The 12985-nt window shown below is 48.2% G+C and carries 15 protein-coding genes; 5 read left to right on the top strand and 10 right to left on the bottom strand.

The annotated features are described in order from the left end of the window. Nucleotides 1-76 precede the first annotated feature (76 nt). Complete coding sequence (locus AACQ84_RS04955; RefSeq protein WP_012306601.1) at nt 77-1039, bottom strand: CAP domain-containing protein; 963 nt, start codon at nt 1037-1039, stop codon at nt 77-79. Nucleotides 1040-1071: 32 nt separating this feature from the next. Next, on the bottom strand, nt 1072-1545 hold the full coding sequence (locus AACQ84_RS04950; protein ID WP_012306600.1) for a low molecular weight protein-tyrosine-phosphatase: 474 nt from the start codon (nt 1543-1545) through the stop codon (nt 1072-1074). Between the two features lie 141 nt (nt 1546-1686). On the opposite strand from AACQ84_RS04950, the gene AACQ84_RS04945 reads away from it, so the two are divergent. Next, complete coding sequence (locus tag AACQ84_RS04945) at nt 1687-3057, top strand: SGNH/GDSL hydrolase family protein (protein WP_012306599.1); 1371 nt, start codon at nt 1687-1689, stop codon at nt 3055-3057. Here AACQ84_RS04945 and AACQ84_RS04940 read toward each other — a convergent pair. Continuing rightward, nucleotides 3054-4043 carry an NAD-dependent epimerase/dehydratase family protein gene (locus AACQ84_RS04940; protein ID WP_012306598.1) on the bottom strand — a complete coding sequence of 330 codons (990 nt, stop codon included), beginning with the start codon at nt 4041-4043 and terminating at the stop codon, nt 3054-3056. The genes AACQ84_RS04945 and AACQ84_RS04940 overlap by 4 nt on opposite strands. Before the next feature lie 141 nt (nt 4044-4184). Between AACQ84_RS04940 and AACQ84_RS04935 the strand changes: the two genes are divergently transcribed. Continuing rightward, the gene (locus AACQ84_RS04935) at nt 4185-4649 is read left to right on the top strand and encodes a glutathione peroxidase (protein WP_012306597.1); all 465 of its coding nucleotides are present in this window, start codon (nt 4185-4187) and stop codon (nt 4647-4649) included. Nucleotides 4650-4786: 137 nt separating this feature from the next. Next, on the top strand, nt 4787-5839 hold the full coding sequence (locus AACQ84_RS04930) for a M42 family metallopeptidase (RefSeq protein ID WP_012306596.1): 1053 nt from the start codon (nt 4787-4789) through the stop codon (nt 5837-5839). Nucleotides 5840-5850: 11 nt separating this feature from the next. On the opposite strand, the gene AACQ84_RS04925 is transcribed toward AACQ84_RS04930, so the two are convergent. The 3 genes from AACQ84_RS04925 to AACQ84_RS04915 form a co-directional block, all read right to left on the bottom strand. Continuing rightward, nucleotides 5851-6423 (bottom strand): hypothetical protein, encoded by a 573-nt coding sequence (locus AACQ84_RS04925; RefSeq protein ID WP_012306595.1) that lies wholly within the window; start codon nt 6421-6423, stop codon nt 5851-5853. 87 nt (nt 6424-6510) lie between these two features. Further along, nucleotides 6511-7074, bottom strand: a complete 564-nt coding sequence (locus AACQ84_RS04920; protein WP_012306594.1) for a Uma2 family endonuclease — start codon at nt 7072-7074, stop codon at nt 6511-6513. A 93-nt stretch (nt 7075-7167) separates the two neighbouring features. Then, nucleotides 7168-7596 carry a DUF29 domain-containing protein gene (locus AACQ84_RS04915; RefSeq protein ID WP_041443409.1) on the bottom strand — a complete coding sequence of 143 codons (429 nt, stop codon included), beginning with the start codon at nt 7594-7596 and terminating at the stop codon, nt 7168-7170. Between the two features lie 230 nt (nt 7597-7826). Here AACQ84_RS04915 and AACQ84_RS04910 point away from each other — a divergent pair, with 230 nt between their 5' ends. Then, the gene (locus AACQ84_RS04910; protein WP_012306592.1) at nt 7827-8378 is read left to right on the top strand and encodes a DUF4334 domain-containing protein; all 552 of its coding nucleotides are present in this window, start codon (nt 7827-7829) and stop codon (nt 8376-8378) included. Between the two features lie 23 nt (nt 8379-8401). On the opposite strand, the gene AACQ84_RS04905 is transcribed toward AACQ84_RS04910, so the two are convergent. Next, the gene (locus AACQ84_RS04905; protein ID WP_012306591.1) at nt 8402-9988 is read right to left on the bottom strand and encodes a glucose-6-phosphate isomerase; all 1587 of its coding nucleotides are present in this window, start codon (nt 9986-9988) and stop codon (nt 8402-8404) included. Between the two features lie 119 nt (nt 9989-10107). Between AACQ84_RS04905 and AACQ84_RS04900 the strand changes: the two genes are divergently transcribed. Beyond that, nucleotides 10108-11721 carry a S8 family serine peptidase gene (locus AACQ84_RS04900; protein WP_012306590.1) on the top strand — a complete coding sequence of 538 codons (1614 nt, stop codon included), beginning with the start codon at nt 10108-10110 and terminating at the stop codon, nt 11719-11721. An 88-nt stretch (nt 11722-11809) separates the two neighbouring features. On the opposite strand, the gene AACQ84_RS04895 is transcribed toward AACQ84_RS04900, so the two are convergent. The 3 genes from AACQ84_RS04895 to AACQ84_RS16360 form a co-directional block, all read right to left on the bottom strand. After that, nucleotides 11810-12106 (bottom strand): type II toxin-antitoxin system RelE/ParE family toxin, encoded by a 297-nt coding sequence (locus tag AACQ84_RS04895; protein ID WP_012306589.1) that lies wholly within the window; start codon nt 12104-12106, stop codon nt 11810-11812. After that, nucleotides 12093-12311: a TA system antitoxin ParD family protein gene (locus AACQ84_RS04890; RefSeq protein ID WP_012306588.1), complete on the bottom strand. Its 219-nt coding sequence runs from the start codon at nt 12309-12311 to the stop codon at nt 12093-12095. The genes AACQ84_RS04895 and AACQ84_RS04890 overlap by 14 nt, the downstream gene beginning before the upstream one ends. 169 nt (nt 12312-12480) lie before the next feature. Then, nucleotides 12481-12882: a GFA family protein gene (locus AACQ84_RS16360; RefSeq protein ID WP_012306587.1), complete on the bottom strand. Its 402-nt coding sequence runs from the start codon at nt 12880-12882 to the stop codon at nt 12481-12483. Nucleotides 12883-12985: the final 103 nt, after the last annotated feature.

Genomic DNA, 12985 nt, shown 5'->3' with positions numbered 1-12985 from the left:
CTTGATGCTGATGCTTTGCGGACAGTGCGGTGCTTGCTGTTTTTGACCTGAAAAAATATTGTCTAATCCCCAGGGCTTAGTAGGGTCGCTGACCCCGGTAATTACCGGGGGGATCATAGTTACAGACCCAAACTTCCCAGCCATTATCCTTACGCACCATGCCACAACCGACTTTCTCCGTATCACGCCACACGATTTGGGTATAGTGGCCACATACTTTACCTGGTTGGCAGCGGTTAGTGCCATAGTCATAGTCCTGGATTTCGTTTCCCCAAAGATTCACCACCGCCGTCGGCGAGAGCACTAAATTACTAGACTTCGCAATATTTTCACCGTAGTCATCGCTGGTGTTGTGTTCTACCCTCTCCTGGGCTGCTAAGCGTTCGGCCCAAGTTTGGGCATGGTTGGCGAGGGTTTCTGACCAAACTAAATCTGGCAAATTGTGGGGCGATCGCCACTCATTATGGGCCGCTAACATCTGTTCAATGCCAGCCTGGGTGGAGAGATCAAATTCACTCACTTCAATCCCGGCGGCTTTTGCCTCTGCCACTGAACGCACCCGTTGGGCCACAACATCTGTTTCAAGGCGGCCATTGTCGCGATATTGCACCGTAAAGCGATTTCCCGTGCGGGAGCTGTAGCTATAACTCCGAATACTGGCTTCGACCCAAACGCCATCCCGTTCGACATAAATGGGTTCACTGACGCTATTGATTTGGGGTAAGCGGCCTGCTACAGGTTGAGTAGCAACGGTTGGCCGTAATCTTTCTGGGCTGACATTGTCCTCCACGAATCCCACGTCCAAATACCGCACTTGATAACGCACGGCTGCTTCGGGAGCACTTTGGATAGCAAGGATTTCACCGGGCCGCCAACTCCCTTGCCGCTCAATGTCAACTTTATCGCCCACTTCAAAGATAGTCGCCTGGGCCAAGAGAATTGGGGTTGGCCCCTGGGGAACTGGATTGCTGTTACTAGCTGCCCCCTGGAACCAAAAGAGGCCCAATAAGGCGATCGCCGTTGCATTGCGGATAAACATGGTGTGACCGAGAAAATAAACTGCCTACACCATCACATTTCCTGTTTAATTTCTGTGAGGAGTCCTTGGCAGGCATCGAGGAGCAAATCAATCACATAGTCAAAACCCGATTGGCCGCCGTAGTAGGGATCTGGCACTTCGCTATCGGGAAAATTCGTGGCGTAGTCACACATCATTTTAACTTTTTCGCCATAGATATCCGCCCGGTCTAGGGACAAAATGTCACGATAATTAGCGCGATCCATTGCCAGGATCAGGTCAAATGCTTCAAAATCAGCGCGGGAAAATTGCCGGGCGCTACCCATCAGACGAATATCGCGCTTTTGGGCCGCTGCCTGCATCCGTCGGTCTGGGGCGGCTCCTATGTGATAGCTAGAAGTCCCGGCCGAATCGCAGAGAATTTTATTGCTTAAACCTTCTTGCTCCAAAAGATGCCGCATAATATTTTCGGCGGAGGGGGAACGGCAGATGTTACCGAGGCAAACGAATAATAATTTATAGGCCATCTCAATTTTTTTTAGCTAAGGGGCGATCGCAATTTTGCAGTGTACCCCAAATTCCTTCCCGGAAAAGCACAAATTCCCCATGACAAATGGGCCATCTCCCTTGAAAATAGTTGGAAATTCTCTCGTAAAAGGAAAGCGTACATGTTTAGTCGCGGTCGCCGTCGTTACTCGTCCCTCGGTCGAAGAAAAAAGAAAAAATCCGTTTCTCCCTGGACGATCCTGGTGGCTGTACCGGTGGTATTGCTCGGCCTCGAAGTGGTGGCTCGGCTTGGGTCTGGCTATTTTGAAGGACAGGATGATCAGCTCTCCCAGGAGGCGATCGCCTACAGCCTAAAATTTGTCGATGACGATCAAAACGTCTACCAAGGGTTAGACAATCGCGGCGAACTTCTCGCCCAGAAAGCCATTGCCACGGGCTACGAACTGGTCGGCAGCCAAGAGAGTGAATTTTTTAGCCTCAATGAACAAGGTTTCCGGGACGAGGAACCGTTACCCGTTGCCAAACCCCAAGATGAAATTCGTGTGTTTATCCTTGGCAATTCCACCGCCTTTGGTCGGGGTGACCAGACGAACCAAGAGACGATCGCCGCTTTCTCGAACAACGTCTCAAAACCGTGTCAAGACCAACGACAATCCCCCGGCACCTATCGCCCGGACGTTTTCCCTTTCTTTCCGCCGACCCGCAATCGCTTGGCCCAACTGCCCGCCAAAATTCGAGAGGGAAACTACCGTGTGGTGAATGTGGCCGTACCTGGCTATAGCTCTGGCAATGAGTTGGCCCAGCTTGCCCTGAAGATTTTGCCCTACCAGCCGGATTTAATTGTTCTTCTCAACGGCTATGAAGATCTCCTCCTCCCCAGTGACCAAGCGGCCACGGAGATTCCAAAATTAGCAGAATTTGCCAAAAATCCCGATGCCTACTTCCACCAATACCTCAAGGAATCCTTCCGAAACAAGGCCGAACAAAGTGCTTTAATGCGGGCCGTTTTTGCCTTGACTTCCCCCCGCAAAGCAAACCAGGGGGGCGAAGTGTTTAGCATCCGCGAACGCAACACAACGGGCTTGGCACAACAACTCCCTAACTCCGATGCAGAATTTCAGGAACGCCTAGGGCGCTACCAGGACAATCTGGCGCAGATGGTGGGGCTGTGTGGTGCGGCCCAAATTCCGTTGTTGGTGGCCCTCCAACCAGAAATCACTGGACGCCCTGAAGCTCAACTTGATCCGACGGAAGCAGCGATTCGCCAGCAGCTTGGGGATAACTACACAGAAAAAATGACCACCTATTACCCCCAGTTTGCTGAGACACTGCAACAACTGGCCCAGGACTTTCCGAATAATCTAGAGTTTATTGATTTTTATCGCCTTGATAATCAGTTCCCCACACCGACTTTTATCGACCCGATCCACATTAATGCTGCTGCAAATGAGGTGATGGCCGAGCAACTCTACGGGGCGATCGCCAATTTGCCAAAGATGCAGATTATCCCGGAAAATTTCTTCCTCGATTAAGGGCGACGACGTGGGATAATCCCGGAGCTAGTGAGGACATCACTGAGTTTTGGACAGGCAGATTCTAAGCCAAAGCTGCGGGGATTGTAGGTTTTGCGATAGGTGAAATGGCGGTAGTCGATGCAAAAGCGATCCCAGGCCGCCAACTGAATCCGAAAAACTTTGATAATGAAATTCGCCAACCACAGGGACAGGGGAATTTTAAAGTAAATTTTTTGGCCCATGTGCTCACACAATTCGGCGATCGCCGCGTCGGCGGTTAACGGTTCATTGCCCAACACAAACTGGCGATCGGGGTCTAATTCTCCGGGGGGTAGATCAAAGCGAATGGTCGGCGGATTTTCTGCCAGATGGCGCACCACCCGCGCAATATCTTCCCCATGGATAAAGTGGAAACTGCCGTCCGCACTGAGGAACTTGGCGATGGATAGCCATTTAATGTGATCCCGCAGGCCCCCAGACAGGTGGGAAAAGGGTTTATTTTCACCGCCCCCCGCCACCAGGGTGGGGAAAACCACGGAAATTTTCGGTGCTAATTTTAAGGTGCCCAGTTTTTGGTAACACTCGTATTTCGTGCGGATGTAGTCGGTGCCAAAGTCCCGGGCCTCCGTGAGCACTTCATTGTTGCGCCCCAGAATACTCGCCGTGGAAAAATAAATCACCTGTTCACAAATTTCTGGATCGAGCAGATCAATAAGCTGGGCTGTTTTTACCACGTTGGTCTCAAAGGATTCTTGGGCACCACCCCAGGCTGTGGCCGCCAAGATCGCCACGTTGATCGTTTTTAGGAGATCTGCCTGCTGTTCGATATCTAATAAATCCCCCTGAACCACATGAATGCCGCCCCGGGCCTCGGTGTTGAAGCGCAATTTCTGGGGCGATCGCACCAACAGATAAAGCTCGTAATCGGTGTGGTAAATAAACGTTTCAGCAAGGTAATGGCCAATGCAGCCACTAGCGCCAGTGATAAAGACCTTTTTCGTCATGGGTGGGCGGGATGCGCGATGGAAAGTTGCCCCTTAGTTTAGTATGTGGGGGCCTGTCCCGAAAAATTTTGACCGAGCCTACCCCTGCTCCCCGTCGATCCCCGATAATGGAAACTGTCGTAATAATTCGTAATCATCACCATGGCTTTACCCACAGCGTTAAAAACCCTAGACGGCGCGCCCCTCAGCCCGGAAACCCTCGAAAATAAAGTCGTTTTATTCGTGAATGTAGCGAGCAAATGCGGCCTGACGCCCCAGTACAGTGGCCTGGTTGCCCTCGATCAAGAATATGGCGATCGCGGTTTGGTGATTGTCGGCGTTCCTTGTAATCAGTTCGGCGCCCAGGAACCCGGCACCCCTGACGAAATCAAAGATTTCACCAAGACCAAATATGACGTAGATTTTACGCTCCTCGAAAAACAGGATGTCAACGGCGCCAACCGCAGCCCTCTGTACCAGTTTCTCGTGGGAAATGGCCCCGACATCGCCTGGAACTTCGGCAAATTCCTCGTCGGCCGTGACGGTGAAGTCATCGAACGCTTTGAGCCCCAGACGGCCCCTGATGACGCAAACCTGAAAGCGGCCATTGAAAAAGCTTTGGGTTAATACATCCCCCTAAATCCCCCTTCGGAAGGGGGACTTGACATTGGCGATCGCCCCTCCCCGCACTTCTGTTTTTCTTCAGATTAAGTTGCGAAAATATTCGGGGTGATTTTGTTTATTCTTCCCCCCATTTCCCGACCATGAGCCACGACTTTGAGCGTTTGTTTGAGCAAATTTCTACCCTGGTGATGCACCATTCCCCCAGCGGTCAGGAAACGGAAATCGATCACTATCTCCTTGCTCTGTTCGCCAAGCTCGGAGTGAACCACTGGCAAGACCGGGCCGGTAACATCATCGTGAAAATTTTGGGTCAAAACCCGGATGCTGGGGCGATCGCCATCACTGCCCACAAGGATGAAATTGGGGCGATCGTCAAACAGGTGGACGAACGCACCGGTCGCGTAGAAATTCGGGCTTTGGGTGGAGCTTATCCTTGGATCTATGGCGAAGGGGTAATGGATATCCTCGGGGATCACGCAACCATTCCTGGGATTCTTAGTTTTGGATCGCGCCACGTTTCCCACGAATCCCCCCAAAAACTTTTGCAAACGGAAAAACCCGTCCAATGGCACCAGGCTTGGCTGGAAACAAAATGCCATAGCACTGAATTACTTGCCGCTGGGGTGCGTCCTGGCAGCCGGGTCGTAGTCGGCAAACATCGCAAAAAACCGTTCCGCCTGAAAAATTACATCGCCAGCTACACCCTGGACAACAAAGCTTCCCTCGTCATTCTGATTGAACTGGCTAAACACCTCAAAAATCCGCCCCAAGATGTTTATCTGGTGGCCTCTGCCAAGGAAGAAGTGGGAGCATTGGGAGCCCTCTACTTCAGTCAAAATACCCAACTGGATGCCCTAGTTGCTCTAGAAATTTGTCCCCTGGCGCGGGAATATGCGATCGCCGCTGGGGATCGACCGGTATTACTCTCTCAGGACGGTTATGGGATCTATGACGAGGGCTTAAACCAAGAAATTCTAACCGCCGCTGCTGAAATTAACCGTCCCCTCCAACAGGCGATTATCCAGGGGTTTGGTAGTGATGCCTCGATCGCGATGAAATTTGGCCATGTGTGCCGGGGTGCTTGTCTCAGCTTCCCCACAGAAAATACCCACGGTTATGAAATTGCTCACCTTGGGGCGATCGCCCACTGCATTGATATTTTGTTCGCCTATTGTCAACACCCCAAAATTTAATAGCTGACAAATCAAGGTAAATAATCAAGCCTAAAACCTTCCGTCACATTAGGAGAATCACTATCCATAGATGCTAAGGTTCGTCTTTGAAAATTATTATAATTAGTAATGCAGGTATTGAGTTTATTTAAAATCTCTTGACGGATTCCATACTCAATTGAATATTTTCTTTCTTTGTGTTTAAAGTGAGAAATTTCATTTAAAAATAGAGTTATGGCCTTATAAATTAGTTTCAAATCAGCTAAAGAATTCGCTTCAGTAAGTTGTATCGCCATTAGCCGAAATTGAAAACTTAATTGATTCGCTTGTTCTTCATTTAAGCCATGATCAACATAATAATATCCAAGCACTTCTGCCATATATTGAGCATACTTTGCAGCCTCTTGGATTTGAAACTGTGACTCTTCAATAGGAGAAAGAATTTTATCCATGAGTAACTCCATCGCGAGTTGGCTCCGAAGATTAGAATCACTAATGATGGAAAGCTCTTTTAACTTTTGCTCGTGTCTTCTTTGATCTTGCTCTTGGATTTGGTCGAGAATTTTATCAAAAAGATTCACCCCAACAAAAAGACTTTCAATCATGATTTTATAAAACCTCAGCTAAATGCTGCATATTTTGATGACAGTGTTTAAATTCTTTGTCACTAATTTCAATGGATATAGTTGAGATTAACGAAAAACTTGATCAATGGCGATCGCAAAATCGGGTAATAAAGGTGAAGTGAGAGCATCATCACCCAGTAAAGTACAGACCAACTCCAACTGCGCCTGATTGCGCCGATAGACTTCAATCGTTTTCAGTCGCCAATCCACCACCCAATATTCCTGCACCCCATAGAGCGAATATAATTTACGCTTTGCCTCTTTATCTCGCTGCTCATTTAGTTTGCCCGCCGAGAGAATTTCGATCATCAGTTCCGGCGCAACGGTAAAATGCCCCGACTCATCCACACCCGTTTCGAGACGGGCATTGCTCACCCACACCACATCTGGAATCACGCCATCATTCGGAGAGAACACCACCCCTGGAGCCTCAAAAACACGACCAAGACCTGATTGGTCTGACCAATTACCTAGGGCAACATGGAGCCGACTGGCAGCACTTTGATGAAAAATATGGGGCGCGCGGGTCACGATTAATTCTCCATCAATAATTTCATAGCGTTTCCAGCCGCCATCGTCGGGCATGGCTTCAAGATCCTGTACTGTCCAGCGAACTGCATTGGCAACCATGGTTTTCCTGGGAGTATTGATATTTTTAGTGTAGTCGATGTCTTCTGGAGCGATCGCCCACTGCTCAGCGCTGAGAATATAGCAACTCAAAAATCAGGGCAAATAATCTAAGTCAAGACTTTCTGAGATTGTAAAGGGTGAGATCTTGGGAAAATTGCCAATAGAAATTCCTGTTTCATCAGCAGCTAAACGGCGGGCATTTTGATAACAACGTTCAAATTCTTGTTCAAAAAATCCTTTTAAACTCGGACTGATTTCTAAACTGTCTAAAATTCTTTGGCGGTGTTCCGTAATTGTATAACGCCAACTATTGGTTCTTTTTTCGGGCTGAAACTGATATTTGAGAAGATGCATCAGGAGTATTTTTAGATTGCTTTTGAGAGCATTTTTTTCGCTCTGGCCCATGGTTTCTAGTTCCTCAATCAAATTTCCATAGTCAACCTCCAATAATTTTCCTTCCTTGAGAAAACGCACTGTTTCCGCAAGCCAAAGATTAAAATCCTGGTCATATAAAACTTGCATGGATATTTGAGATTTCGCATTCACCATTATTTAAACCACGATACTTAATCAAAGAATAATATTTGATATTTATCAAAAACGTAGCGCCATAGGAACTCTAATCTAGCTTTGATTTTTTATTGTCGCCAGCCTCCTATCTAGAAAACTCGCTTTTCTCGAGATCTATCACTGCCTGAATTTCTTGTTAGCCTATGGAAATGACCCCAAACATTGATGGAAAGCGATCGCCGATGACGACCACAACTGAGTTACCAAGCATTTTGCAAACAGGCCAAGGTACAACCCAGGAAGCCCTTGAACTCTTTGACCGCCTCGAAACCGTTGATCTGGACTTTATGTGGGGACGGTGGCGAGGCCGGGGAATTTATACAGGGCACCCAATGGATGGTCTGCTGGAGTTAGGTAACTGGTACGGCAAAGAATTTATCGACCCGGAAACCGTACATCCCCTACTTTTTTCTGGTCGTCAGGGAGAAATTTTTAAAGTAGCCCCCAACCTCAAAACCATGGAGATGGTCTTGAAATTGCCCATGCCCCAAAACCCGGCCTTTAAACCGTTTCTAAGGTTGCTCAATGGCCTATTTAAAACCGAAAAAAGTCAAGCCAGACTCCGAATGATGGAATATCGCGGCAAAGTCAGCGCCACCATGATCTATGACTGCCTGCCCATCAACGATTCCTTTAGGAAAATCAACGAAAATCAGGTTTTTGGCGTGATGGATTTCAAGCAATCTACCCAGCCATTTTTCTTTATCCTGGAGCGCGTGACAGGTCAGCCATAGCTTGAATGTGAGACATTCTGAACTTAGAGACGACTAATCTTTAGCGCACTAGGTTGAGCCGGATTGCCCTCTAATTTCAAGGCGCGACCATTGGCAGCCAGATGACGGACAATTTTGTAAATCACCTCAATTTGTTCAATTGCCCCGACTTTAATCGCTAGACTATCGAGGGTCAGAGAAGACTCACTCGTCGTTACCGCATCCACCACTTTTTTCTGAAGATCGAGCACTGATGCTGCTGCTTTTTTCCCAGCTTCGACGCCAGGTTGGTGGTAAGCGTTGATATTGACCAAAGACGCATAGATCGTGACAGCCCGTTCATAGAGGGCAATCAGGGCACCGACAGTACGGGCATCGACATCGGGAACGGTAATGGTGATCGAGTCCCTGCCATTGTCATAGAGGGCTTCGCGGGTGCCGAGCAAAAAGCCAGACAGAAAATCACCGCTGGTTGCGCCATTTTCAATATCAATGGAATTGCCTTGGCGATCGCCTAACACTTCGATAAAGGTCGCGAAGAAATTGGGAACCCCTTCTCGCAGTTGTTGCACATAGGCGTGCTGGTCAGTGGAACCTTTATTCCCGTAAACAGCAATTCCTTGGTAGACCTTATTGCCATCGAGATCCTCTTCTTTGCCGAGGGATTCCATGATCAGTTGCTGCAAATAGCGACTAAAGAGCAATAAACGGTCTTTATAGGGCAAAATCACCATATCCTTCTCGCCCCTGCCATTGCCGGAGTAATACCAAGCCAGAGCCAATAATGCCGCCGGATTTTGTTTTAGTTCAGGAATGCGGGTGGCATCGTCCATAGTTTTTGCGCCGTCAAGCATTGCCCGAATATTAATCCCTTGTAACGCGGCGGCAACTAAACCCACGGCTGACAATTCGGAAGTCCGACCGCCCACCCAGTCATGCATCGGGAAGGTGGTCAGCCAATGCTCGGATTTCGCCACATTTTCGAGTTTGGAGCCAATTCCGGTAATCGCTACTGCATGGGAAGAGAAATCAATTTTGTGGGCTTTGTAGAAATTTTTTACCTCAACCATGCTGTTCCGGGTTTCGGGGGTACCGCCAGATTTAGAAATGACGATCGCCAAGGTGGTATTCAGTCGATCTTTGACCTGGGCGAGGGTGCGGTCAATGCCGTCGGGATCGGTGTTATCGATGAAATGGATCTTTAACGGCGCATCCACATCGGCGAGGGCTTCGGCGACAAATTGGGGGCCGAGGGCAGACCCGCCAATGCCAATGGAGAGAATATCTGTAAACGGCACACCACCGGGAGCCGTAATTTCTCCCGCATGAACTGCCTTGGCAAATTTTTCGACTTTTTCGAGGGTGTCAACAATATCTGCTTTTAGTTCCGCATTGGGGGCGAGATCAGGGTTACGCAACCAATAGTGACCCACCATTCTGCCTTCATCGGGGTTGGCGATCGCCCCGGCTTCGATCGCTTTTAAATCTTGAAATGCCTTTGCAAACTTCGGTTGTAAACCTTGTACAAACGCCTCATCAAAGCCCATCCGACTGATATCGACGTAAAATTCGAGTTCCGGATGGTAGTAGAGCCAAGCTTGGTAACGTTGCCAGAGTGCGGCGGTATCCATATATAAACTTCTCAACCTGTTTTTTGATGATTTACGTTAAGTTTAACTAGAGGCTGGCGCCGATTTATGTAGCAATTCACATTGTTTAGTATTCAGTTTTGGGTTAAGAGCGGGAGATCATGGGGAGATTTAGGCAAAAACGGTCACTTTTTGGGATATTCACCCTCGGTTTGACGGTTTTTGGGGGATTTGAAGGGGCGATCGCCCAGGACTTTAATACCTCTATCGGCGACAACGGGATCCAAGCTACCATCCTCCACCGTGAACCCTACGATCTACTGGGCCGCAAAATTGCTATTGGCCAGGTAGAAATTGGTCGCCCCGGCAAATTTGGCCTCGATAAACGGGCCGTCTGGCAACCGCAACTAGGACTTTCCCAACTGTTTTTCCTTAACGAAAAGGCAACCCCCGATGATCACGTCGATGACCACGCGGGCATGGTGGCGGGAATTATGGTTGGACAGGATAAACGCCAACTGGGAGTCGCCCCGGAAGCCCGTCTGTTTTCTTCGGCGATCGGTTCCACTGACGATTCGGCCCAACCAGAGGAATGTCTCGCGACCCAACACATTGCCCGACAAAATGGCGGCGACGTGCGGGCGATCAATTTCAGTTTTGGAGAATCCCTCAGTCGCGATCCCCGGCCGAATCCAGCCTTAGATGGCAATGCCCTTTTGACCCAATGTTTAGACTGGACAGCGCGGGTTTATGATGTCCTCCATGTGGTAGCCGGAAACCAAGGCACTGGTGGTATCCCGATTCCGACGGATCATTACAACGGCATCACTACCGCCTACACCACCCGGTTTCAAGGGGATGCGTTTAATAAAATTGATTTTGCTAATCTCAGTTCCCTGCCTGTGGGCAGTGGCAGTCGTTTGATTCGCCAGGAAATTAATACGGGTTCCCGCCGGGCCATTAGCCTCAGTGCTCCCGGTAGCCAGCTCAATCTGATCACCACCTTTAATAAAATCGACCGGGTGAGCGGTACGAGTTTCGCGGCCCCCCACATTACTGGCACCGTTGCCTTGTTACAGGAATTTGGCGATCGCCAACTGAAAACCCAGGCCGACCAATGGAGCCTCGCTGCCCGTCGCCATGAAGTAATGAAGGCGGTATTGCTTAACAGTGCCGATAAAATTGCCGATACTGGGAACGGTAAGTCTCTGGAGATGACCCGCACAATTCTCAGTAAACAAAATCGCACCTGGCTAGAGGGAGACGCTTACAAGAATCCCGATATTCCCCTGGATATCGAAATGGGTACAGGGCAACTCAACGCCCAACGCGCTTATCAACAATTGGCCGCCGGACAATGGTCAACAACAGCGCCTGTGCCAAGTCGGGGCTGGAATTACGACAAAATTAGCGCCCAAGAGTTTCAGGACTATCATTTCGCCATGCCCCTACAACGGGATTCTTTTGTAGCCCTGACCCTCACTTGGGATCGTTGGGTGGACTTGAATGACCAGAACAATAATGGTCTGTATGATGTGGGAGAAAGTTTTACGGATCGCGGCTTGAATGATCTCAATCTCTATCTCTTGCCAGCGGATGCTGACAATTTAGGCGATGCGGTATGTCGCTCTACCAGTCCCGTTGATAGCGTTGAACATATTTTTTGCCCCGTACCACAAACGGGAAAGTATAAAGTGCGGGTTGTCTATGCCGAGCAAGCTAATCAAGCAACCCAGGATTATGCGATCGCCTGGTGGACAGCGACAACGCCCTAATTTTTTCTCATGTGGCGATCGCCCAATCAAATTTTCAGCATCGACGTTGAGCAGAGAGAGCTTTGGAATTTTGCGCTCGAACTCGTTGTTAGAAGTTTGATTTTTTCAGATCACGATAAAAATTTTCGTGGACGCCAAGTGCAATAAGAATTCTTTTTTCCACATCCCACTTATAAGCAAGCAGATTTTCCTGTTTTGCCATTTTAAATTTGTAGACCCACACATCAGCTAAATCGCCTTTTTTTTGAACACCAATTTCTGGGTTCTCAATAATCGCTTTAACAGCATTATCTAGGTCTGCAATTTCACTTTTACGAAGCTTCTTTTTTTTCTTGGTAAAGGAAGGAGTTTGATATACTTCGATTTTCTTTTTATTGGAACTCATAAGGTGTTAATTCAGAGTTCTCAGCCTCTTCTTTACCGATGAGGATTTCTTGTACAAAAGCGAAAGACAAATCAGGGTTATCTTCGAGAATTTCACCCATTTTCGCCCAATACTCGATTTGACCAGCAACTGAACGATGCATCGCTTTTGAACGAATTTTAGCCTTTATCGCCAAAGAGTTAGAGATACGAACGGCAACAGACATACTATTTTCCTAACTAGATGATTGCATTATGCGTCATAAAGTTGCGTTTTGCAACAAAAATTCCAATAAGCGCTTGGTGGACAGCGACAACGCCCTAATTTTTTTTCGTCAAATACTGTATTTCGGGATGGTGAAGTTAGCGTGCTTTGACTTGTGATGTGATGGTCGCTCAACTTGGCAACCCTTTGAATTTTGGCAGTTCCCCTAACGCTCTATCCCAAGCAGCTTTGCTAGATGTAAAGATGTGGGCAGTTGGCGACATAGAAACTTCTGTGTCCAAACACCCTGCGGGAATGACCAGAAAATCAGCGATCTGAGTGCTTGGCAACGCTGAACCACACAACTTACAAAAGCTTTTGTTGTGGCGAGTACCTGGAAGCGTAAATGTAGTCACTGCATCCACACCAGCCAGCCAAATCAATTTAGCAGACCGCGAAAATAAATTTGCCGAGTGAGCCGACCCTGTATCTTTTTGGCAATGCTGACAATGACACAGGTAAAAGCTGTCGAACCCCCCTTGTACTTTAAATTTCGTGGTTCCACACAGACAAGAACCAAAGTAATCAGTCATCTTTTTTTTTCCTATGACCTCTAGGTGACACACACATAGACTATGTATGCTGCGAATAATTTCTGTATAGTGTCCTCTCTGTTATTTTTACATAGAAACTTTT

Origin of the sequence: Picosynechococcus sp. PCC 7002, assembly GCF_963860125.1 — a bacterium.
Lineage (GTDB): Bacteria > Cyanobacteriota > Cyanobacteriia > Cyanobacteriales > MRBY01 > MRBY01.
Note: the sequence above shows the minus strand (reverse complement) of the source record. Positions and strands in the feature narration are given on the sequence as shown.

Coding starts and splice junctions, on each gene's coding strand:
- AACQ84_RS04955 (WP_012306601.1), bottom strand. CDS start 1,039: ATGTTTATCCGCAATGCAACGGCGATCGCCTTATTGGGCCTCTTTTGG.
- AACQ84_RS04950 (WP_012306600.1), bottom strand. CDS start 1,545: ATGGCCTATAAATTATTATTCGTTTGCCTCGGTAACATCTGCCGTTCC.
- AACQ84_RS04945 (WP_012306599.1), top strand. CDS start 1,687: ATGTTTAGTCGCGGTCGCCGTCGTTACTCGTCCCTCGGTCGAAGAAAA.
- AACQ84_RS04940 (WP_012306598.1), bottom strand. CDS start 4,043: ATGACGAAAAAGGTCTTTATCACTGGCGCTAGTGGCTGCATTGGCCAT.
- AACQ84_RS04935 (WP_012306597.1), top strand. CDS start 4,185: ATGGCTTTACCCACAGCGTTAAAAACCCTAGACGGCGCGCCCCTCAGC.
- AACQ84_RS04930 (WP_012306596.1), top strand. CDS start 4,787: ATGAGCCACGACTTTGAGCGTTTGTTTGAGCAAATTTCTACCCTGGTG.
- AACQ84_RS04925 (WP_012306595.1), bottom strand. CDS start 6,423: ATGATTGAAAGTCTTTTTGTTGGGGTGAATCTTTTTGATAAAATTCTC.
- AACQ84_RS04920 (WP_012306594.1), bottom strand. CDS start 7,074: ATGGTTGCCAATGCAGTTCGCTGGACAGTACAGGATCTTGAAGCCATG.
- AACQ84_RS04915 (WP_041443409.1), bottom strand. CDS start 7,596: ATGCAAGTTTTATATGACCAGGATTTTAATCTTTGGCTTGCGGAAACA.
- AACQ84_RS04910 (WP_012306592.1), top strand. CDS start 7,827: ATGACGACCACAACTGAGTTACCAAGCATTTTGCAAACAGGCCAAGGT.
- AACQ84_RS04905 (WP_012306591.1), bottom strand. CDS start 9,988: ATGGATACCGCCGCACTCTGGCAACGTTACCAAGCTTGGCTCTACTAC.
- AACQ84_RS04900 (WP_012306590.1), top strand. CDS start 10,108: ATGGGGAGATTTAGGCAAAAACGGTCACTTTTTGGGATATTCACCCTC.
- AACQ84_RS04895 (WP_012306589.1), bottom strand. CDS start 12,106: ATGAGTTCCAATAAAAAGAAAATCGAAGTATATCAAACTCCTTCCTTT.
- AACQ84_RS04890 (WP_012306588.1), bottom strand. CDS start 12,311: ATGTCTGTTGCCGTTCGTATCTCTAACTCTTTGGCGATAAAGGCTAAA.
- AACQ84_RS16360 (WP_012306587.1), bottom strand. CDS start 12,882: ATGACTGATTACTTTGGTTCTTGTCTGTGTGGAACCACGAAATTTAAA.